General features: G+C 58.1%; 18 protein-coding genes. 13 read left to right on the forward strand and 5 right to left on the reverse strand.

Going from position 1 to position 22,278, the window contains the following annotated elements:
* Positions 1-2 precede the first annotated feature (2 nt).
* Positions 3-1,409, reverse strand: coding sequence for a VOC family protein (locus GKN89_RS09735; protein WP_154746870.1), 1,407 nt, complete (start codon positions 1,407-1,409; stop codon positions 3-5).
* 525 nt (positions 1,410-1,934) lie between these two features.
* On the opposite strand from GKN89_RS09735, the gene GKN89_RS09740 reads away from it, so the two are divergent.
* The 6 genes from GKN89_RS09740 to GKN89_RS09765 all read left to right on the forward strand — a co-directional run bounded on the left by GKN89_RS09740 (position 1,935) and on the right by GKN89_RS09765 (position 6,197).
* Complete coding sequence (locus GKN89_RS09740; RefSeq protein ID WP_019454537.1) at positions 1,935-2,144, forward strand: cold shock domain-containing protein; 210 nt, start codon at positions 1,935-1,937, stop codon at positions 2,142-2,144.
* Positions 2,145-2,365: 221 nt separating this feature from the next.
* Entirely contained in the window at positions 2,366-2,587 is a 222-nt protein-coding gene (locus GKN89_RS09745) for a cold-shock protein (RefSeq protein WP_004928241.1), read from the forward strand.
* 113 nt (positions 2,588-2,700) lie between these two features.
* Positions 2,701-3,927 carry a winged helix-turn-helix domain-containing protein gene (locus GKN89_RS09750; RefSeq protein ID WP_154746871.1) on the forward strand — a complete coding sequence of 409 codons (1,227 nt, stop codon included), beginning with the start codon at positions 2,701-2,703 and terminating at the stop codon, positions 3,925-3,927.
* Between the two features lie 296 nt (positions 3,928-4,223).
* On the forward strand, positions 4,224-4,406 hold the full coding sequence (locus tag GKN89_RS09755; RefSeq protein ID WP_004928237.1) for a Trm112 family protein: 183 nt from the start codon (positions 4,224-4,226) through the stop codon (positions 4,404-4,406).
* The gene (gene kdsB, locus GKN89_RS09760) at positions 4,403-5,152 is read left to right on the forward strand and encodes a 3-deoxy-manno-octulosonate cytidylyltransferase (protein ID WP_019454535.1); all 750 of its coding nucleotides are present in this window, start codon (positions 4,403-4,405) and stop codon (positions 5,150-5,152) included. The genes GKN89_RS09755 and kdsB overlap by 4 nt, the downstream gene beginning before the upstream one ends.
* 148 nt (positions 5,153-5,300) lie before the next feature.
* Positions 5,301-6,197: a YcbJ family phosphotransferase gene (locus GKN89_RS09765; RefSeq protein WP_154746872.1), complete on the forward strand. Its 897-nt coding sequence runs from the start codon at positions 5,301-5,303 to the stop codon at positions 6,195-6,197.
* 7 nt (positions 6,198-6,204) lie between these two features.
* On the opposite strand, the gene elyC is transcribed toward GKN89_RS09765, so the two are convergent.
* Positions 6,205-6,978 (reverse strand): envelope biogenesis factor ElyC, encoded by a 774-nt coding sequence (gene elyC / locus GKN89_RS09770; protein ID WP_154746873.1) that lies wholly within the window; start codon positions 6,976-6,978, stop codon positions 6,205-6,207.
* Positions 6,979-7,130: 152 nt separating this feature from the next.
* Between elyC and cmoM the strand changes: the two genes are divergently transcribed.
* The 7 genes from cmoM (at position 7,131) to GKN89_RS09805 (ending at position 17,859) form a co-directional block, all read left to right on the forward strand.
* Positions 7,131-7,916, forward strand: a complete 786-nt coding sequence (gene cmoM / locus GKN89_RS09775; protein ID WP_019454532.1) for a tRNA uridine 5-oxyacetic acid(34) methyltransferase CmoM — start codon at positions 7,131-7,133, stop codon at positions 7,914-7,916.
* On the forward strand, positions 7,913-9,235 hold the full coding sequence (gene mukF, locus GKN89_RS09780) for a chromosome partition protein MukF (protein WP_004928228.1): 1,323 nt from the start codon (positions 7,913-7,915) through the stop codon (positions 9,233-9,235). The genes cmoM and mukF overlap by 4 nt, the downstream gene beginning before the upstream one ends.
* Positions 9,216-9,944: a chromosome partition protein MukE gene (gene mukE / locus GKN89_RS09785; protein ID WP_025159676.1), complete on the forward strand. Its 729-nt coding sequence runs from the start codon at positions 9,216-9,218 to the stop codon at positions 9,942-9,944. Before mukF ends, mukE begins: the two co-directional genes overlap by 20 nt.
* Positions 9,941-14,389, forward strand: coding sequence for a chromosome partition protein MukB (gene mukB, locus GKN89_RS09790; RefSeq protein ID WP_019454530.1), 4,449 nt, complete (start codon positions 9,941-9,943; stop codon positions 14,387-14,389). The genes mukE and mukB overlap by 4 nt, the downstream gene beginning before the upstream one ends.
* Positions 14,390-14,609: 220 nt before the next feature.
* On the forward strand, positions 14,610-16,418 hold the full coding sequence (gene ldtD, locus GKN89_RS09795; protein WP_154746874.1) for a L,D-transpeptidase: 1,809 nt from the start codon (positions 14,610-14,612) through the stop codon (positions 16,416-16,418).
* 180 nt (positions 16,419-16,598) lie between these two features.
* Positions 16,599-17,147: a YcbK family protein gene (locus GKN89_RS09800; RefSeq protein WP_025159674.1), complete on the forward strand. Its 549-nt coding sequence runs from the start codon at positions 16,599-16,601 to the stop codon at positions 17,145-17,147.
* Positions 17,148-17,211: 64 nt separating this feature from the next.
* On the forward strand, positions 17,212-17,859 hold the full coding sequence (locus tag GKN89_RS09805; RefSeq protein WP_019454527.1) for an MBL fold metallo-hydrolase: 648 nt from the start codon (positions 17,212-17,214) through the stop codon (positions 17,857-17,859).
* A 79-nt stretch (positions 17,860-17,938) separates the two neighbouring features.
* On the opposite strand, the gene GKN89_RS09810 is transcribed toward GKN89_RS09805, so the two are convergent.
* The 3 genes from GKN89_RS09810 to asnS all read right to left on the reverse strand — a co-directional run bounded on the left by GKN89_RS09810 (position 17,939) and on the right by asnS (position 22,203).
* On the reverse strand, positions 17,939-19,129 hold the full coding sequence (locus GKN89_RS09810; protein WP_154746875.1) for an amino acid aminotransferase: 1,191 nt from the start codon (positions 19,127-19,129) through the stop codon (positions 17,939-17,941).
* Between the two features lie 244 nt (positions 19,130-19,373).
* Entirely contained in the window at positions 19,374-20,501 is a 1,128-nt protein-coding gene (gene ompC, locus GKN89_RS09815) for a porin OmpC (RefSeq protein WP_304621491.1), read from the reverse strand.
* 301 nt (positions 20,502-20,802) lie between these two features.
* Positions 20,803-22,203 carry an asparagine--tRNA ligase gene (asnS, locus tag GKN89_RS09820; RefSeq protein ID WP_004928205.1) on the reverse strand — a complete coding sequence of 467 codons (1,401 nt, stop codon included), beginning with the start codon at positions 22,201-22,203 and terminating at the stop codon, positions 20,803-20,805.
* Positions 22,204-22,278 lie beyond the last annotated feature (75 nt).

Here is a 22,278-nt window from a genome sequence, read left to right on the forward strand (position 1 = left end):
CCTCAGGATGCCAGCGTGACAAGCCCCAGGGCTTGTGCGCAGGCCTCCAGCGAACGCTGCTGGGTCTGCTGATACAGCGCCAGTTCATCGATCACCTCACTGCCCAACGCTTGTTCAAACGCCGCCCGGCTGGAAACCGCGTTGTACTGCGCGTGGCGGCTGTCCCCCAGATTCGACTGGAAAATCCCCGCAGCGCTGACCGGTAGAAAATCTTCATACACCAGCGGTTGGAAGCGAACGTGTTCTTTCGCGATCAACTGCTCCAGCGTGCTGTGTTTATCCAGCGATTCTTTGGCCGCCAGGCCGCATTCGGTCGGGAAGTAGCGGAACCAGGCCAGCTGCTGCTCGCGCAGCGTGGCGTAATCATCCGGAAACGCCCGGAAGTTTTCTTCCAGCAGTTGATAGTAGCGTTCCGCATTTTTCTCGCTCGGCGGCGCCTGCAGCGCATCGTTGGTCGCTTGCAGCAGGCGATCGTAGAGTTCACGGCCTTTAGGTGTCAGCGCCACGCCGCGCTGTTCGATTTCGCCGAAGCGTGCGGTATGGTGACCGGCGACGGCGTGGCCATCTCGCTCAACGAAATCGACGCTTTCCTCCAATGCTTTGAAGCTGGTTTGGCGCAGCAGGATTGCACGGCGGCGGCGCGGCGGGCCCTCGATAACCGCCTTAGGCGTAATGCCGCGGCCGGGCATCGCCTGCTGAACGCGATCGATATCCAGCGTGCGCGGCGTCAGGTGGTTGATATGCGGCCCTTTAAACGCCACCACGTCGGCGATCAGGCGATGTTGATCGTGCAACTGTCGGTATTCTTCGGCGCTGACCGTCGCCTGATTGTGCCAGCGGAAGGTTTCCAGCGCTTGCTCGACAAACTCTTGCGCCTGCGCTTCGTTCAATCCGCCTTGCGTTTCTTGCAGCGCGATCAGTTCCAGCGCGCGTTCGGTAAAGATGCGGCGGCGCGCCAGCAAGCGCTCGGCCAGCTCACGCAGCGCGAGATCTTCAATCAGTTCCAGGCGCAGCAGTGAGGTGAATACGCGGAATGGGCTGACCTGCAGCGCGTCTTCGTGTACGGCGCGAAAGGCGGTGGAGTGCACCGGAACGCCCGCCACCGACAGATCATAGTAGCCGACCGGCGCCATGCCCATCACCCGGAACAGGCGGCGCAGGGTGGCCAACTCGTCCGCGGTGCCGACGCGGATTGCGCCGTGGCGCTCCATCGCCAGGCGCTCGATCTCGCCGGTAATTTGCAGTTGATGGGCCAGTGCGGCATCTTCGCGCAGAACCTGTCGGTTGGTTTCCGCCACCAGTTCCAGCAGATCGCCGTACAGCGGTACCTCTTTTTGGTACATGTCCGACATGGCGTGAGAGAATCTGGCGCGGATTTCATTAGGTGAAACGAACTGCTGGGCGGTCATGCGCATAGCTCCTTGATTCAGCATAATCTGAAAAATCGTGTTTTTAGCGGCAAAAGTGCTGGCGAAAAAGCCGTCTGCCTTGTTTTCCCCTCAAGTTTAGCCATCTGATTTGGGATTTGTTATAGACGCGCCAAGCATATTAGAGTTTTATGCGTTAGCTCTCATTTGCAGCGTACGGACGGGCAAAGGATGCCCTGGCGAGGGGGCGGATGCGGCGGATGGGCTGCGGCGAACGATAAATTAATTCATGTATATTCAGCAGGATAAAAATAAATTCGGCGTAATGGCGAATTTAATGCAATAAACCTCTTGTGCATTCATCATTTTTATGAGTAAATGCAAGTCGGCCTGTAATCCAGACCTATTTATGTTCGAGTTTAGAGTTAAGCAGTTCCTCCAAAAACGTTATCATCCGATTCCGCTTCAAAGACGAACCTTCTAAGTACCTCCCATAAGTAATGTTTCTGAAATGGCCCCAATTGCCTCTTATGGCAGGTTTTGTAAATATATTTAAAGGTAAATGTAATGTCTAAGAAGACTGGTCAGGTTAAGTGGTTCAACGAAAGCAAAGGTTTTGGTTTCATTGAGCAGAACGACGGCGGCAAAGATGTATTCGTACACTTCTCCGCAATCATGACCGACGGTTTCAAGACCCTGGCTGAAGGCCAGCGTGTCGAGTACACCATCCAGGACAGCCCGCGCGGGCCGGCTGCCGCCAACGTTGTTGCTCTGTAAGAATACAGGGAACGCGTATAAGAGATCTTAATACAACCATGGTGACGCCTCAGCGCTGAGTCATGCGGAAGATATTAAGTTCAACAAGCCCGCCTTAGTGCGGGTTTTTTATTTTTTGCTCACGAGAGGTTTGTTACGAAAAACTTTAGGATGGGCTGGTAGCGTCCAGACAATATAAAAAATGACGTTGTCAAGGATGCTCAAGTAAAAGGATATCAGTTATGTTTAAAAATACCGTGTTAAAAATGGGCCGTGTGAAATGGTTTAATCAGGCCGAAGGCTATGGTTTTATTTCACCGGTAGATGGCAGCGACGAAATCTATGTCAATCGCAACGCTATCGCCAACACCAAAAATAAGTCGTTGAACGAAGGTCAGAACGTTGAGTTCTCGATCTATCGCAGCTCGCATGGGCTGTCCGCGGCAGACGTTATCGCGTTCTGATCGCACCCTCCTTCCTCGCCAGTGCCGGTGTCGCCACCCGCATGCACTGGCGAAGATAAATCCCTCGATATCCACTATTATCAGGCCATTGCCTACTCGTCACGGATATCAGGATGACCACCCCGATGATTTCCCTTACCGCCGCTCGCGCGCTGCACCTTGCCGCCCAGGGGTTGCTTTCTCCGCTTAAACGCCAGGCTCGGCCCGATGACGTCGTGAGCGCGATCCGGCGCATGGGGCTGTTACAAATCGATACCATTAGCGTTGTCGCCCGCAGCCCGTATCTGGTGTTGTTCAGCCGCCTGGGGGCCTATCAGCCGGAATGGCTGGAGCAGGCGCTCGCCGGCCGCCAGCTGTTCGAATATTGGGCGCACGAGGCCTGCTTCCTGCCGATCGAGGATTTTGGTCTGTTGCGACATCGCATGTTGGCGCCCCATGACATGGGTTGGAAATACTCCGCCGACTGGGTGCGGCAGCATCAAGCGGCGATGGAAAGTCTGTTGCGGCACATCGAACGACAGGGGCCGGTGCGTTCCGCGGATTTCAGCGCCGAGAAGAAGGGCAACAGCGGGTGGTGGGACTGGAAGCCGGAGAAACGGCACCTGGAGATCCTGTTTACTGCCGGCAAACTGATGGTGACCGAACGCCGCAACTTCCACCGGGTTTACGATCTGACCGAAAGGCTGCTTCCGGCCTGGGACGATGCGCGCCATACGCTGCCTGTAGAGCAGGCGCGCCGACAGATGCTGCACCGTACCTGCCGCTATCTGGGCATTTTTCGCGCCGAATGGTTGGCGGATTATTATCGCTTGAAGCGCGTGGCGCCAAAAGCCTTGCTGGCCGAGTTGCAGGAGCAGGGAGAGATTACGCCGGTGCGGGTAGCGGAGCTGGAAGGGCAGTTCTATGTGCATGAATCACTGGCGGAACTGCTGCCGCTGGCGGAGCAGGGCAAGCTCAAATCGACGGTCACCAGCCTGCTGTCGCCTTTTGATCCGGTGGTTTGGGATCGCCGCCGTGCGCTGGAGCTGTTCGGCTTTGACTATCGTCTGGAGTGTTACACGCCGAAAGAAAAACGCCGCTACGGTTACTTCACGTTGCCGGTGCTGCATCGCGGTGAGCTGGTGGGGCGAATTGACGCCAAGGCACACCGCCGCCAGGGCGTATTCGAGATCATCAGTTTCCATGCCGAGTCGCAGGTGCGCTTCGGCAAACAGCGGGCGCAGGATATCCGGCAAGCCATCGCGCGCACGGCCAAATGGCACGGTGCGCAACGCGTAGCGCTGGGTGACATTCCGGCGGCGCTGGCCGCTGAATGGGGAGCTGGCTGGGAAGTGGGATAACGAGCGACGCCGTCGGTGGGGTAAAACGAAGTACCGCGCCGCTCGTTACAAAGGGGCTCAGTGGCTGTAGTTAGCGAACAGAGCGATGATTTTATGCAGACGTTTGATCACGTATCACTGCCTTTTTGTGATTTGTATCACAAAATTCTACGCCGGGATGCGCCGCAGTTCAAGCCGTTGCGCCGGCGTCGTGAGGAAATATCGGCGGGTGGACGCCGCCGGTGATTAACCTGAGGCCGGACGTTATGCTATCCTCATCCCCTTTCCCAGATGACCTATCCCCTTGCGGAGGATGCATGGACCACCGTTTACTCGAAATCGTTGCCTGCCCGGTATGCAACGGCAAACTCTATTTCAATAAAGAAAACCAGGAACTGGTGTGCAAAGCGGACGGGCTGGCTTACCCGCTGCGCGACGGCATTCCGGTGCTGTTGGAAAATGAAGCGCGTGCGCTGTCGCTGGACGAGAAGCACGCATGAGTTTTATCGCTATTATTCCCGCTCGCTACGCCTCGACCCGTTTGCCGGGCAAACCGCTGGCCGATATTCACGGCAAACCGATGGTGGTGCACGTGATGGAGCGCGCCCGTGAGTCCGGCGCTAGCCGCGTCATCGTGGCGACCGATCACCCTGAAGTCGCCAAAGCGGTGGAAGCCGCCGGCGGTGAAGTGTGCATGACCAGTCCGGATCATCATTCCGGCACCGAGCGTTTGGCGGAAGTGATCGCGCATTACGGCTTTGCCGACGACCAGATCATTGTCAACGTGCAGGGCGATGAGCCGCTGATCCCGCCGGTGATCGTGCGGCAGGTGGCGGAGAACCTGGCGGGCAGCCAGGCCGGCATGGCGACGCTGGCGGTGCCGATCGACAGCGCCGAAGAAGCTTTCAATCCTAATGCGGTGAAGGTCGTGATGGATGCGCAGGGTTATGCGCTCTACTTTTCGCGCGCCACCATTCCGTGGGATCGCGAGCGTTTCGCCGCGTCGAAAGAGAGCATCGGCGACAGCCTGTTGCGTCACATCGGTATCTACGCTTACCGCGCCGGCTTCGTGCGCCGCTATGTCAGCTGGGCGCCAAGTCAGCTGGAGCAGATCGAGCTGTTGGAACAGCTGCGCGTACTGTGGTACGGTGAAAAAATCCACGTGGCGGTCGCGAAAGCGATCCCGAGCGTGGGGGTCGATACGCCGGAAGATCTCCAGCGCGTGCGCGACAGCATTCAACCCTGAGCCTGAGTTCGTCGGCGCGCCGCGCAACGCGCCGACGATGCAATACCCCCTATCTGATCCCCGTTTTGTTGATCTGCGTTGAAGTATTTTTCCGCTCACCGTTCGATGATGTTACGCATCCCCCTTATTAGCCTGAGGTGAATGCTTTATGGAGCAGTTACGCGCCGAACTGAGCATTGTGCTGGGTGAGTCCATCAGCCGGCTGGAACGGATGAGCGAGCAGCCTTACGCACATATGTATTCCTTGTACGATCGGCAGGGCAACGCCATGCCGCTGATGGCGAAAAGCTTTATCTGTCAGGGCATCGCCCAGCAAGAGGCTTACAAGCTGTCGATGCTGGCGCGCGACGGGGATATTCGTCTGCCCACGGTGTACGGCGTGGTATGCACCCACCAGGCGCCGTATAAGGAAATTTTGCTGATCGAGCGCCTGCGCGGCGTATCGGTCGAAGCGCCGACACGTTCGCCGGATCGCTGGAACATGCTGATGGAGCAGATCGTCGATGGGATGTTGGCCTGGCACCGCATCGACAGTCACGGCAGCGTAGGCAGCGTCGATAGTACGCAGGAGAACGACTGGTTTTGCTGGTATCAGCAGCGGGTCGAAGTGCTGTGGGCGACGGTGGTCAATCTCAATACGCCGCAGTTGACCATGGCGGATCGGCGTTTGCTGTACCGCACGCGCGAAGCGCTGACCCATTTCTTCGTCGGTTTCGACGATCCCTGCGTGCTGGTGCATGGCAACCTGTCGCTGCGCAGCATGCTGAAAGATCCCAAAACCGATCAGCTGCTGGCGATGCTGAATCCCGGCGTGGTGCTGTGGGCACCGCGCGAATACGATCTTTTCCGCCTTTGCGAGGCGGGCATGCCCAGCCAACTGCTGTTCAGCTATCTGCAGCGGGCGCCGGTCGCCGATTCATTCCTGGCGCGACGCTGGCTGTACGTGGTGTGGGAAGCGGTAGGGCGTTTGATACATACCGGCCAGCTGGAGCGGCGGCCGTTCGACTCTGCGTCGCAACAGCTGCTGCCCTGGCTGGCCGGTTGAACGGAACTTACTCGGCGCCGGCGTGATCCGCGCCTTTCAGCCATTGCCACAGGCTGCCCAGCGTTTCATACCAGGCGCGCTCGGTATGGCCGAGGAACATCGACGACGGCGTGGCGCGATCCCAGATATTCAGCGGCGAGTCGATCGCCAACTGGTTGGCCGGCGCCGGGATCGGGTGCAGGCCTTTCGCCTCGAAGAAGCGCATGGCGCGCGGCAGATGGTTGGCGGAGGTCACCAGAATGAACGGTTGCTCGCCGACCAACTTGGCGACCTGAGCGGCTTCTTCCTCGGTATCGCGCGGTTCCCTCAGGATCACCATATCGCTGCGCGGCACGCCCAGGCTTTCGGCCACCAGCGCCGCCGTGGCGGCGTTGCTTTGCATGCTTCCGGCGGATGCGCCGGTAAACACCATTCTGGCGCCGGGATGCGCAAGGTAAAGCCGCACGCCTTCCGTCACGCGCGGCAGGCTGTTGCCGAGCAAATTCGAGCTGGGCGCCCAATCGGGATTGTAGGTATAGCCCCCGCCCAACACCACGATGTAACTGACCGGATCGTTGCCGCGATAAGTCTGGTATTGGGCTTCGATCGGCCGCAGCAGCCGGTCGGCCACCGGCTGCAGGCTGAAAAGCAGTAAAAACAGCCAGCTCAGCGTAAAAATCGTCTTACCGCTTTTTTGCCAGCGGGTGAACCACAGCAGCAGCAGCGCCAGCCCCATCAGCAGCATCAACAGCGGCAGCGGCATCAGCATGGCGCCAAAGAACTTTTTCAGGTTGAACAGCATCGAAAATCAGATCCTTTTGGGTGAAAAAGCGGCATCCAGGCATAAACAGGCCGCAAGAAGATACATTCTAAGCCAGTCTGTGCCAAAATAGCAGGTTTGAATGGGCGTGCGCTTTGCCGCCGACAAGAATGAGATCAGCGGAGCCGTTGTCCATGCAGGATCGCAATTTTGACGATATTGCTGAAAAATTTGCGCGTAATATTTACGGCACCACCAAAGGAAAAATCCGCCAGGCGGTGGTTTGGCAGGATCTGACCGGGTTGCTGGCGCAGTTGCCGCAGCGGCCGCTGCGTATCCTCGACGCCGGGGGCGGTGAAGGCCATATGGCCTGCCAACTGGCAGAATTAGGACATCAGGTGTTGTTGTGCGATCTTTCTGGTGAGATGATCCAGCGCGCTGCGCAGCTGGCGGAGCAGAAAGGTGTGAGCCAGAACATGCAATTCGTACAAAGTTCTGCGCAGGATATTGCTCAACATTTGGAACAGCCGGTTGATCTGATATTGTTTCATGCAGTGCTTGAATGGATCGCCGAACCCGAAGCGGCGCTGGAGGCGTTGTATGACTGCCTGACGCCGGGGGGCGCGCTGTCGCTGATGTTCTTCAACGCCAACGGCCTCTTGATGCGCAACGTGGTGTTGGGTAACTTCCAACTGGTGGATCCCGAGGTCAGGCGGCGCCGCAAGCGTTCGCTGTCGCCGCAATATCCGCACGATCCGCTATTGGTCTACGGCTGGCTGGAACAGCTGGGCATGCGCATCAGCGGCAAAACCGGCGTGCGGGTGTTCCACGACTATCTGCAGAGCAGACAGCTGCAAACACAAAAATTTGAAGAGTTACTGGCGCTTGAACAGCACTATTGCCGGCAGGAGCCGTACGTGAGTTTGGGGCGCTATATTCACGTCATGGCGCATAAACCAAACCTGAAGGACGAACTATGAGTGAATTTTCCCAGACAGTACCCGAACTGGTCGCCTGGGCACGGAAAAATGATTTCTCTATTTCGCTCCCTACGGAGCGTCTCGCATTTCTGCTCGCCATCGCCACCCTGAATGGCGAACGGCTGGACGGCGAGATGAGCGAAGGTGAGCTGGTTGATGCATTTCGCCATGTCAGCAAAGGTTTTGAACAGACGCATGAAACGGTGGCGATGCGCGCCAACAATGCGATCAACGACATGGTGCGCCAGCGCCTGTTGAACCGCTTTACCAGCGAACTGGCAGACGGTAATGCGATTTACCGCCTGACGCCGTTGGGTATCGGCATTACCGATTACTATATTCGCCAACGCGAATTCTCCACGCTGCGCTTGTCGATGCAGCTGTCGATCGTGGCGCAGGAACTGAAGCGCGCCGCCGACGCCGCCGACGAAGGCGGCGACGATTTCCATTGGCACCGCAACGTGTTCGCGCCGTTGAAATATTCGGTGGCGGAAATCTTCGACAGCATCGACATGACGCAACGCGTGATGGATGAACAGCAGCAGAGCGTGAAAAACGACATCGCGGCGCTGCTGAGCAAAGACTGGCGGGCGGCGATCTCCAGCTGTGAAATGCTGTTGTCGGAAACCTCAGGCACCCTGCGCGAGCTGCAGGATACGCTGGATGCGGCGGGCGATAAGCTGCAGGCCAATCTGTTGCGCATCCAGGACGCAACCCTCGGCAACGTGGAGCTGGGCTTCGTCGACAAGCTGGTGTTCGATCTGCAGAGCAAGCTGGATCGCATCATCAGCTGGGGCCAGCAGGCGATCGACCTGTGGATCGGCTACGATCGTCACGTGCACAAATTTATCCGTACCGCTATCGATATGGATAAAAACCGCGTGTTCGCCCAACGCCTGCGCCAGTCGGTGCAAACCTATTTCGACCACCCGTGGGCGCTGACCCATGCTAATGCCGATCGTCTGCTGGACATGCGCGACGAAGAACTGGCGCTGCGCAGTGAGGAAGTGACCGGGGAACTGCCGCCGGATCTGGAGTTCGAAGAGTTCAGCGAAATTCGCGAACAGCTGGCGGCGATGATCGAAGAAGCGCTGAAGGTGTACCAGGAACAGCAGATGCCGCTCAACCTTGCAGCGGTGATGCGCGATTACCTGGCGCAATATCCGCGTGCGCGTCATTTCGACGTGGCACGTTTAGTGGTCGACCAGGCAGTGCGCCTCGGTGTGGCTGAAGCAGATTTCTCAGGGTTGCCGGCGGAATGGCAGGCAATCAATGATTACGGAGCCAAGGTCCAGGCCCATGTCATCGACAAATATTGAACAAGTAATGCCAGTCAAACTGGCCAAGGCGCTGTCCAACTCGCTGTTCCCGGCGCTGGACAGCCAACTGCGCGCGGGTCGTCACATCGGTATCGATGAGCTGGACAACCACGCCTTTTTAATGGATTTCCAGGATGAGCTGGAAGAGTTTTACAACCGTTACAGCGTCGAGCTGATTCGGGCGCCGGAAGGCTTCTTCTATTTGCGCCCGCGCTCCACCACGCTGATCCCGCGTTCGGTGCTGTCCGAGCTGGATATGATGGTCGGCAAGATCTTGTGCTACCTGTATCTCAGCCCCGAGCGCCTGGCGCATGAAGGTATCTTCAGCCATCAGGAGCTGTACGACGAGCTGCTGAGCCTGGCCGATGAGAACAAACTGTTGAAGTTCGTCAACCAGCGTTCCACCGGTTCGGATCTCGATCGGCAGAAGCTGCACGAAAAGGTGCGCACCTCGCTGAACCGCCTGCGCCGTCTCGGCATGGTCTATTTCATGGGCAATGACAGCAGCAAGTTCCGCATTACCGAGGCGGTGTTCCGCTTTGGCGCCGACGTGCGCAGCGGCGACGATCCGCGTGAAGCACAGCTGCGCATGATTCGCGACGGCGAGGCGATGCCGGTTGAAACCAGCCTGTTGCTGAACGATGAGAATGACGCTGAGGATCAGCAGGTTGATAACGCTCCTGACGGTGCAGAGGATGAACAGGAATGATTGAACGCGGTAAATTTCGCTCGCTGACGCTGGTTAACTGGAACGGCTTCTTCGCCCGCACCTTTGATCTCGATGAGTTGGTGACCACGCTGTCCGGCGGTAACGGGGCGGGGAAATCCACCACCATGGCGGCTTTCGTCACCGCATTGATTCCCGATCTGACGTTGCTGCACTTCCGTAACACCACCGAAGCGGGCGCCACCAGCGGTTCGCGTGACAAAGGCCTGCACGGCAAGCTGCGCGCCGGCGTGTGTTACTCCACCCTCGATGTCGTCAACTCGCGACACCAGCGCGTGGTGGTTGGCGTGCGTCTGCAGCAGGTGGCGGGGCGCGATCGCAAGGTCGATATCAAGCCTTTCACCATCCAGGGCCTGCCGACTGCAGTACAGCCGACCGAGCTGCTGACCCAGACGGTGGGTGAGCGTCAGGCGCGCGTGCTGTCGCTGCAAGAATTGAAAGAGCGCGTGGAAGAGATGGAGGGCGTGCAGTTCAAGCAGTTCAACTCCATCACCGATTACCACTCGCTGATGTTCGATCTGGGCGTGATCCCGAAACGCCTGCGTTCGTCCGCCGATCGCAGCAAGTTCTACCGTCTGATCGAAGCGTCGCTGTATGGCGGTATCTCCAGCGCCATCACCCGCTCGCTGCGCGATTACCTGCTGCCGGAAAACAGCGGCGTGCGCAAGGCGTTCCAGGACATGGAAGCGGCGTTGCGCGAGAACCGCATGACGCTGGAGGCGATCCGCGTCACCCAGTCGGATCGCGACCTGTTCAAACATTTGATCTCCGAGGCCACCTCTTATGTGGCGGCGGACTATATGCGCCACGCCAACGAACGCCGCATCCATCTGGACGGCGCACTGGCGCTGCGCAGCGATCTGTTGGGCAGCCGCAAGCAGCTGGCCGCCGAACAGTATCGCCATGTGGAAATGGCGCGCGAGCTGAGCGAGCAGAGCGGTGCCGAATCCGATTTGGAAACCGATTACCAGGCCGCCAGCGACCACCTGAATCTGGTGCAGACGGCGATGCGTCAGCAGGAGAAGATCGAACGCTATGAAGCCGATCTGGAAGAGCTGACCTACCGTCTGGAAGAGCAGAACGAAGTGGTGGCCGAGGCGAGCGAACAGCAGGCCGAAAACGAAGCGCGTGCCGAAGCGGCCGAGCTGGAAGTGGATGAGCTGAAGAGCCAGCTGGCCGACTACCAGCAGGCGCTCGACGTGCAGCAGACCCGCGCCATTCAGTATCAGCAGGCGCTGCAGGCGTTGGAGCGCGCGCGCGCGCTGTGCCAACTGCCGGATCTGACCGCCGACAACGCCGAGCAGTGGCTGGATACCTTCCAGGCCCGCGAGCAGGAAGCGACTGAAGCGCTGCTGATGCTGGAACAGAAGTTGAGCGTGGCCGACGCCGCGCACGGTCAGTTCGAACAGGCCTATCAGCTGGTGGGTAAAATCGCCGGCCAAGTCAGCCGCAGCGAAGCCTGGCAGTGCGCGCGCGAATTGCTGCGCGACTGGCCTTCGCAGCAACACCTCGCCGAGCGCGTTCAGCCGCTGCGCCTGCGCCTGAGCGAACTGGAACAGCGCCTGCGCTCGCAGCAGGACGCCGAGCGCCTGCTGCAAGAGTTTTGCAAGCGCCATGGCCAAGAGTACCAGCCTGACGATCTCGACATGCTGCAGCAGGAGCTGGAAGAGCGCCTGGAAGCGCTGTCGCAGAACGTCAGCGAAGCCGGCGAACGCCGCATGGAGATGCGCCAGGAGCTGGAGCAGATCCAGCAGCGCATCCGTGAGCTGACGGCGCGCGCCCCGGTGTGGCTGGCGGCGCAGGACGCCCTGGGCCAGCTCAGCGATCAGAGCGGAGAGCCGCTGGAAAACAGCCAGCAGGTGACCGAATACATGCAGCAGCTGCTGGAGCGCGAGCGCGAAACCACCGTCGAGCGCGACGAAGTGGCGGCCCGCAAGCGTGAAGTGGAAGCGCAGATCGAACGTCTCAGCCAGCCGGGCGGCGCGGAAGATCAGCGCCTGGTCACGTTGGCCGAGCGTTTCGGCGGCGTGCTGCTGTCGGAAATTTACGATGACGTTACCATCGACGACGCGCCTTACTTCTCGGCGCTGTACGGCCCTTCGCGCCACGCCATCGTGGTGCCGGATCTGTCGTTGGTGCGCGAGATGCTGGAAGGGCTGGAAGATTGCCCGGAAGATCTTTACCTGATCGAAGGGGATCCGCAGTCGTTCGATGACAGCGTGTTCGCCGTCGAAGAGCAGGACAAAGCGGTGGTGGTGAAAATCGCCGATCGCCAGTGGCGTTATTCCCGCTATCCGGAAGTGCCGCTGTTCGGCCGTGCGGCGCGCGAAAACCGCCTGGAAGTGCTGCATGCCGAGCGTGAAACGCTGGCGGAACGCTACGCCACGCTGTCGTTCGACGTGCAGAAAACCCAGCGTTCGCACCAGGCTTTCAGCCGCTTTATCGGTACCCATCTGGCGGTGGCGTTCGACGCCGACCCGGAAGCGGAGATCCGCGGCCTGAACGGCCGTCGCGGTGAGATCGAGCGCGCGCTGAACAACCACGAAGCGCAGAACCAGCAGCAGCGTCAGCAGTACGATCAGGCCAAAGAGGGCATTTCCGCGCTCAACCGCCTGATGCCGCTGGTATCGTTGCTGAACGACGAAACGCTGCAGGATCGCGTCGACGAAATCCGCGAAGAGCTGGAAGAAGCACAGGACGCCGCGCGTCATATTCAACAGCATGGCGTATCGCTGACCAAGCTGGAGCCGCTACTGTCGGTGCTGCAAAGCGATCCGCAGCAGCATGAACAGCTGCAACAGGACTACGCGCAGGCGCAAAGCGTGCAGCGTCAGGCTAAACAGCAGGCGTTCGCGTTGACTGAAGTGGTGCAGCGTCGTGCGCACTTCAGCTATACCGACTCCGCCGGTATGCAGAATGCCAACAACGATCTCAACGACAAGCTGCGTCAGCGTCTGGAGCAGGCGGAAGCCGAACGCGCCCGCGCCCGCGAGCAGCTGCGTCAGTATCAAACCCAGTTCACTCAGTACAGCCAGGTGCTGGCCTCGCTGAAAAGCTCGTACGAAGCCAAGCGCGACATGCTGAAAGAGCTGAGCCAGGAACTGGTGGACATCGGCGTGCAGGCCGACGCCAACGCCGAAGCGCGCGCGCGCCAGCGTCGCGACGAACTGCATGCGGCGCTGAGCAACAACCGCGCTCGTCGCAATCAGCTGGAGAAACAGCTAACCTTCTGCGAAGCCGAAATGGATGGCCTGCAGAAGAAACTGCGCAAGCTGGAACGCGACTATCATCAGCTGCGCGAGCAGGTGGTGACCGCCAAGGCGGGATGGTGCGCGGTGATGCGCCTGGTGAAAGACAACGGCGTGGAACGCCGCCTGCATCGCCGCGAGTTGGCGTATATGGATGGCGACGAACTGCGTTCGATGTCGGATAAGGCGCTCGGTGCGCTGCGTCTGGCGGTAGCGGACAACGAACACCTGCGCGACGTGCTGCGCCTGTCGGAAGATCCGAAGCGGCCGGAGCGTAAAATTCAGTTCTATATCGCGGTCTACCAGCACCTGCGCGAGCGTATCCGCCAGGATATCATCCGTACCGACGATCCGGTCGAGGCCATCGAGCAGATGGAGATCGAGCTGGGCCGTCTGACCGAAGAGCTGACCGCGCGCGAGCAGAAGCTGGCGATCAGTTCGAAAAGCGTGGCCAACATCATCCGCAAAACCATTCAGCGCGAACAGAACCGCATTCGCATGCTGAACCAGGGGCTGCAGGCCGTTGCCTTCGGCCAGGTGAAGAGCGTGCGCCTGAACGTCAACGTGCGAGAAGCACACGCCACCCTGTTGGACGTGCTCTCCGAACAGCAGGAACAGCATCAGGATCTGTTCAACAGCAACCGCCTGACCTTCTCCGAAGCGTTGGCCAAGCTGTACCAGCGCCTGAATCCGCAGATCGACATGGGGCAGCGCACGCCGCAGACCATCGGCGAGGAGTTGCTCGATTACCGCAACTACCTGGAGATGGAGGTGGAGGTATATCGCGGTTCCGACGGCTGGCTGCGTGCGGAAAGTGGCGCGCTGTCTACCGGTGAAGCCATCGGTACCGGGATGTCAATCCTGGTGATGGTGGTGCAGAGCTGGGAAGAAGAATCCCGTCGTCTGCGCGGTAAAGACATCTCGCCGTGCCGCCTGCTGTTCCTCGATGAAGCGGCGCGTCTGGATGCCAAATCGATCGCCACGCTGTTCGAGCTGTGCGACCGTCTGGAGATGCAGCTTATCATCGCGGCGCCGGAAAACATCAGTCCGGAGAAGGGCACCACCTATAAACTGGTGCGTAAGGTGTTCCAGAACCACGAGCATGTACACGTGGTGGGGCTGCGCGGTTTCGCCAGCGAGCCGCCGGCGTTGGGCACTGCGCCGGTCGAAACGCCGTAACGCAAAAAAACGCCCTAAAAATCTGAAAATAGCCGCCGCAGGGTGGCTATTTTTTTGTGCGCGTGGATGATAGTCCTGCTTTTTTATCCGTTGAAAAGCGGTTAGTTTAATCACATAAACAGTTATTCGACGCCCGCAGGGCGAAACGGCCTTTCTGTTTGTATACTGAAACTATATGCAGTTTTTGACGTTTTTTTTGTGAGCATACAGGGGGCAAGGGATGGTGCTTAAAAAGGGAAACTCTCTACGACGTTTGGCGCTGAGTGGCGCTATCGCCTGTAGTCTTGTGTCGTCGTTTTCCGCATCGGCCACCGTGACGGCGTTACCGGTGGCATCAGCAGGCATGTCCGTTGCGCAGAGCCGTTCTGAACTGTTGGCCGCGCTGCCGCGCGGCATGGAACTGCATTACCTTTCCACGCTGGCACCGCTGTATGCGGCGAATCATATGCAGCCGATGTGGCAGGATCGCGAGGCCGTTCAGCAGTTTCAACAGCAGCTGGCTGAGCTGGCAATGTCCGGCGTGCAGCCGCAGTTCACCCAATGGGTGAAAATGTTGACCAATCCGGCGCTCAATGACGTAGGCCGCGATGTGGTGCTGTCCGATGCGATGCTGGGCTACCTGCAGTTCGTGTCCGCTATCGGCGCCAACGGCAACAACTGGCTGTACAGCAATATTCCCTACAAGCTTGGTTTGCCGCCTAATGCGGTGATCAACCAATGGCAGCTGGCGGTGCGCCAGGCGCGCACCCTGAGCTACGTGAACTCGCTCGCGCCGCAGCATCCGCAATACGCCAAAATGCATCAGGCGCTGCGCGACATGCTGGCGGATAATCGTCCCTGGCCGCAGGTGAGCAGCGGCCCGAGCCTGCGCCCTGGGCAAATGAGCAATGATATTCCAGCGCTGCGGGAAATCCTGACCCGCACCGGCATGCTGGCCGGCTCGGCGCCTGAAGCGGAGCCGGAGCCGGCGGTGGTTTCGGCGAAGAGCAATGAGCCGGACGACGGCGGGCTGACGGTAGACGAAGAAAAAAGCCGCGTGACGGTCAGCCCATCGGCGGCGCCGGTGACGGAACTGACGGCGGAACAGACACCGCCGCAGGTCGGTAGCGTGGTGAGCGACAACCTCTACACCAACGAGCTGGTGGAGGGCGTCAAGCGCTTCCAAAAATGGCAGGGGCTGACGGCGGACGGCGTGATTGGCGTGCGCACCCGCGAGTGGCTCAACGTGTCGCCAAAGACTCGCGCCGCGCTGCTGGCGCTGAATATCCAGCGCCTGCGAATTTTACCGGGGCATGTCAGCACCGGCATTATGGTGAATATTCCCAACTATTCGCTGACCTACTACCAGAACGGCAACGAGGTGCTCTCTTCCCGCGTTATCGTCGGGCGCCCAAGCCGCAAGACGCCGCTGATGAGCAGCGCCTTGAACAACGTGGTGGTCAACCCGCCGTGGAACGTGCCGACCACTCTGGTGCGCGAGGATATTGTGCCGAAGGCGATGCGCGACGGTAATTATTTCCAGAAACACGGCTATACCGTGCTGTCGGGCTGGAGCAACGACGCGGAAGTGATCAATCCGGCGATGATCGACTGGAGCATGGTCTCTGCACGCAATTTCCCCTATCGCGTGCGCCAGGCACCGGGCGCCACCAACTCACTGGGGCGCTTCAAGTTCAACATGCCGAGTTCAGACGCTATCTACCTGCACGATACCCCGAACCACAGCCTGTTCCAGAAAGACATTCGCGCGCTCAGCTCCGGCTGCGTGCGGGTGAACAAAGCGTCCGATTTGGCGAATATGCTGCTGCAGGATGCCGGCTGGAACAACAGCCGCGTTTCTTCCACGCTGAAAGAGGGGAATACCACTTATGTGAATATTCGCCAGCGTATTCCCGTAAAACTGTATTATCTGACCGCCTGGGTTTCGGATGACGGCCAACCGCAATTCCGCACAGATATTTACAATTATGATAATACGGTGCGATCGGGCGCACAAATTTTGGCTCAGGCCAAAAAATTAATGCAGTAAATGCAGTAATTATAAATAAATAACGGTCAGAATGTTTGGCTATACCGCAGGCCCCCACAGGCGGGGGCCTGTAAACCTAGGCGTATCGCGGGTTGACTCAGCATACGCAGGCGGTTATGGTTCGGACAGTGCGCTGCTTTGTGCATTTATTTTGACATTCTTGCCGGGTTTAACAGAGTCATGGACAAAATTGATCATCACCGCCGTAAATGGCTGGCGCTAGGTGGCGCTGCTATGGGCATAGCGCTGCTCCCAGGGCAGGCGTTTGCCAGTCTTTCCACCGCTCGACCGCGTATTTTAGTGCTGAATAACCTGAATACCGGTGAATCTATTAAAGCCGAGTTCTTTGACGGCAAAGGTTACAATAAAGAAGAGTTGGTTCGGCTAAATCATCTGTTCCGCGATTATCGCGCCAACAAGGTCAAATCGATCGATCCCAGCTTGTTTGATCACCTCTACCGCCTGCAGGGGCTGCTGGGTACCAGCAAGCCGGTGCAGCTGATCTCCGGTTACCGTTCCGTAGATACCAACAATGAACTGCGCGCTCACAGCCGCGGCGTGGCCAAGCACAGCTACCACACCAAGGGCCAGGCGATGGATTTCCATATCGAAGGTATCCAATTGAGTAATATCCGTAAAGCGGCGTTAAAAATGCGCGCCGGTGGTGTAGGATATTACCCACGTAGCAACTTCGTGCACATCGATACCGGCCCGGTTCGGAACTGGTAACCGCTGTGCCCTCAGTGAATAACGCCGCTCCTTGCGGAGGCGGCGTTATTGTCGTTGGAGCCTTATGAAATACCATCTTATTCCCGTTACCGCCTTCAGCCAGAACTGCAGTCTGATCTGGTGTGAAAACACGCAACAGGCGGCGTTGGTCGATCCCGGTGGCGAAGCGGAAAAAATTAAAGCGGAAGTGGCGCAGCAGGGTGTGACAATTACGCAGATTTTGCTGACGCACGGCCATTTGGATCACGTCGGCGCGGCGGCGGAGCTGGCGGATCATTATCAGGTGCCGATTTACGGCCCGGATAAAGAGGACGCTTTTTGGCTGGACGGTTTGCCGGCGCAGAGCCGGATGTTCGGGCTGGAAGAGTGTGCGCCGCTGACGCCGACTCGCTGGCTGTCGGAAGGCGATGAGATGCGGGTGGGCGAGATGACGCTCAAGGTGCTGCATTGCCCAGGGCATACGCCGGGCCACATCGTCTTTATTAATGAACAGGCGCGTTTGGCGCTGGTGGGGGACGTGCTGTTTAACGGCGGCGTGGGGCGCAGCGACTTCCCGCGCGGTGACCATCAGGCGCTGATCGCCTCTATTCGCACCAAGCTGCTGCCGCTGGGTGACGACATGCGCTTTATTCCCGGCCACGGCCCGATGTCGACCTTCGGCCACGAACGCCAGACCAACCCGTTCCTGCGTGAAGAGCCGGCGGTGTGGTAACGATTATTTCCCGGCAGAAATAATCAAGGGGCGCTTAGAGCGCCCCTTTTTTATGTCCTGATGGCCTGCGCCGACGCGCTTAGAGCACGGCGACGATGGCTTCGCACAGCGGCGCCATGTTGTCCGGCGTCATGCCGGCAACGTTAACCCGGCCCGAGTTCACGGCGTAGACGCCAAACTCTTCGCGCAGACGCAGCACCTGTTCTTTGGTCAGGCCGCTGAACGAGAACATGCCGTTCTGCTGGATGATGAAGCTGAAGTCCTGCTGTGCGCCTTTCTCCTGCAGAGTGTTCACGAACAGCTGACGCATGCGGTGAATGCGCTGACGCATATCGGTCAGCTCCTGCTCCCACATCGCACGCAGCGCGTCATTGCCCAGAATGGTGGCGACAACGGCCGCGCCGTGTGACGGCGGGTTGGAGTAGTTGGCGCGGATAGCCGCTTTCACCTGGCTAAAGGCGCGATCGGCGGTCTCGGCATCGGCGGCAACAATGGTGCAAGCGCCGACGCGCTCATTGTACAGACCGAAGTTTTTCGAGTAGGAGCTGGCGACGATCAGCTCTTTATGTTTGGCGGCGAAAATACGCAGACCTTGCGCGTCTTCTTCCAGCCCGTTGGCGAAGCCCTGATAAGCGAAGTCGAACAGCGGCAGCCAGCCGTTGACGACGGAAAGCTCAGCCAGCTGAGCCCACTGCTCCGCCGTCGGGTCGATACCGGTCGGGTTATGGCAGCAACCGTGGAACAGCACCACATCACCGGCCTGCGCCTGTTTCAGGCTGTTCAGCAGGCCGTCAAAGTCCAGCGCGTGGTTGGCGGCGTCGTAATAGGCGTATTCCAGCACTTCCAGGCCCACGGCGCTAAAGACGTTTTTGTGGTTCGGCCAGCTTGGGTTGCTGATCCAGATGCGTTTGGCGCTGGTCTGGTTAGCGATAAAGTCTGCCGCCACGCGCAGGCCGCCGGTGCCGCCTGGCGTCTGTGCGGTGCGCGCGCGACGATCGGCGACGATCGGGCTCTCTTTACCGAACAGCAGCTCTTGCGTGCAGCTGGCGAACGCCGGGATGCCCTCAATGCCGAGATAGTTTTTAGTGGTCTCATTTTCCAGCAGATACTGTTCAGCTTTTTTTACGCTGGTCAGCACCGGGGTTTTACCGGTTTCGTCTTTATAAACGCCAATCCCTAAATTGATTTTATTCGGGCGGGCGTCGGCGCGGAAAATGTCGGTCAGGCCCAGGATCGGGTCGGCGGGTGCGGCGGTGATTTTTTCAAACATGTCAGGTGCTTCCAAATCTCGGAGTTAAGCAGACAGAAGCATCAGGGTAACGCCAGTTACCGGCTTTGCCAACCGTTTGCGACAAAAACACCGCGATCTTGCGAAGGGGGAGTATTAGGCAGAAAAAATGATGGGGAAGGAGAAATTGGCAGGATAAAAAGTTACCGGCTGACACAAACAAAAACAGGGCCGAAGCCCTGTTTTTTAACTTAGCCGGCAGTAAACCGCCGTTAAGCGAGGCAACTTAGAACTGGTACACCAGACCAACAGCTACGATATTGTCAGTAGGGGTGCCGGTTGCTTTGGTGAACTCGTTCTCATCCAGCAGGTTGATTTTGTAATCAACGTAGGTGGACATGTTTTTGTTGAAGTAGTAAGTGGTACCAACAGAAACATATTTAACCAGATCCTGGTCAGAACCCACGCCTGGGACGTTCAGGTTTTTACCTTTAGACTGCAGGTAAGACACTTCTGGACGCAGACCAAAGTCGAACTGGTACTGAGCGGTCACTTCGAAGTTCTGAGTTTTGCTGGCGAAGCCGCCGCACTTGTCATCGGTGGCTGCACAGCCGTCACCGAAGTTTTTGCCGCCGTAAGTGGTCATGTTACGGGTTTCTGCGTACATGGCGGCCAGGTAGACGTTGTTGGCGTCGTATTTCGCGCCCACGGTCCAAGCGTCAGCTTTTTTGCCTTTCTCGTTGGATTCGTCTTTCTGTTTATCGGTACGGTTGGAAGATGCGTATGCTGCACCTACGCTGATGCCTTCACCGATGTCATAAGTAGAGGAGATGCCCCAGCCGTCGCCGTTTTGTTTCTTGATGTCGCGACCGTCGTTCTGGTTTTTGCCCTGGTATTGCAGAGCGAAGTTCAGGCCGTCAACCAGACCGAAGAAGTTGTTGTTACGATAGGTCGCAACGCCGTTGGTACGGCCGGTCATGAAGTTGTCGGTGATGGTGTAGGTATCGCCACCGAACTCTGGCAGCATATCGGTCCAGCCTTCCACGTCGTACAGTACGCCGTAGTTACGGCCGTAGTCGAAGGAGCCGTAGTCAGCGAATTTCAGACCGGCGAAGCCCAGACGGGTTTTGGTGCCTTCGGTGCCCTGAGACTCGGAGTGGTTGGACTGAACGTTGTATTCCCACTGGCCGTAACCGGTCAGTTGGTCAGTAATTTGGGTTTCACCTTTGAAGCCAAAACGAACATAGGTCTGATCGCCGTCATTACCTTTGTCTTTGGAGAAGTAGTGCAGACCGTCAACTTTGCCGTACAGATCCAGCTTGTTGCCGTCTTTGTTGTAGATTTCAGCTGCGTTTGCTGCACCAGCAGCCAACAGAGCCGGGATAACCACTGCAAGAATGTTGCGCTTCATCATTATTACCCTCATTGGTGTTATTCGGACACCTTTGCCACTGCCGCCAATAATTCTTTGGGAACTATTGTTGATAGATTGGTGTCGTCCTGTGTCTGAACGCAGTGTTCCATTCACAGGCGGGTTAATCTAGGACGAAAATGATACCAATGTCCCAATCAGGTTGCAAAAAGAAAGTATGTGTAACTAAATGTAATTTTTAGGGAACTTTGTGACGTGCGTCAATATTAAAAAATGCGAAAGGCCAGCGATGCTGGCCTTTGTTTTGTAACGAAATCGTTTAAAAAACGTTTGATCGTATAAATTAGAAGCTTGCGTTACGTGGTGTGCGTGGGAATGGGATCACATCGCGCACGTTTTGCACGCCGGTGACATAGGCGATTAAACGTTCAAAGCCCAGGCCGAAACCAGAGTGCGGCACGGTGCCGTAGCGGCGCAGATCGCGGTACCACCAGTAGTCTTCTTTATTCAGACCCATCTCTTCCAGACGCTGATCGAGCACGTCGAGGCGTTCTTCACGCTGCGAGCCACCGATGATTTCACCGATGCCCGGCGCCAACACGTCCATGGCCGCGACGGTTTTGCCGTCTTCGTTCATACGCATATAGAAGGCTTTGATGTCTTTCGGGTAGTTTTTCACCACCACCGGCGCCTGGAAGTGTTTCTCTGCCAGGTAACGCTCATGTTCGGAAGAGAGATCGATGCCCCAGGAAACCGGGTTTTCGAAGGTTTGGCCCGAGGCCAGCAGGATTTCGATGGCGTCGGTGTAGTCCACTTGGGCGAAATCGGAAGAAACGAAGCGCTCCAGACGGGCGATAGCGTCTTTATCTACGCGCTCGGCGAAGAATTTCAGGTCATCGGCGCGCTCATCCAGCACCGCCTGGAACACATACTTCAGCATGCTTTCGGCCAGGCCGGCAACGTCGTCCAGCGTAGCGAAGGCCACTTCCGGCTCGATCATCCAGAATTCCGCCAGGTGACGGCTGGTGTTGGAGTTTTCAGCGCGGAAGGTTGGGCCGAAGGTGTAAACCTTGGACAGCGCGCAGGCGTAGGTTTCGCCGTTCAGCTGGCCGGAAACGGTGAGGAAGGCTTCCTTACCGAAGAAGTCTTCGCTGAAGTCGACGGCGCCCTTGTCGGTGCGTGGCAGGTTTTCCAGATCCAGCGTGGATACGCGGAACATCTCGCCGGCGCCTTCGGTGTCGGAGGCGGTGATCAGCGGGGTGGACACCCAGAAATAGCCATTTTCATGGAAGAAGCGATGGATCGCCTGCGCCAGGGTATGACGCACGCGCGCCACGGCGCCGATCAGGTTGGTGCGCGGGCGCAGGTGAGCCACTTCGCGCAGGTATTCAATGCTGTGACGTTTGGCCGCCATCGGGTAGGTGTCCGGATCGTCGACCCAGCCGACCACTTTGATCGCGGTGGCTTGCAGTTCGAAGCTCTGGCCTTCGCCCGGTGAGGCGACAACCTTGCCGGTGACTTCAACCGAACAACCGGTCGTCAGATGCAACACTTCATCCTGATAATTCGGCAGAGAATTATTAACGACGGCCTGTAACGGATCAAAGCAGGAACCGTCATAGACGGCCAGGAAGGAGATACCAGCTTTTGAATCTCTCCGGGTACGTACCCAGCCGCGTACGGTGACTTCACTGTCAACCGCAGCACGACCTTGCAGTACGTCGACTACAGGCACTACGCTCATAGATTTCTCTCTTTAATAATTTGGTTTAGAAATAGCTTACAACCCAAGAATATGGGGGTAATGGCTATGTTACTT

This window comes from Serratia sp. YC16 (genome assembly GCF_009707615.1).
In the GTDB taxonomy this organism is placed as follows: domain Bacteria; phylum Pseudomonadota; class Gammaproteobacteria; order Enterobacterales; family Enterobacteriaceae; genus Serratia; species Serratia surfactantfaciens.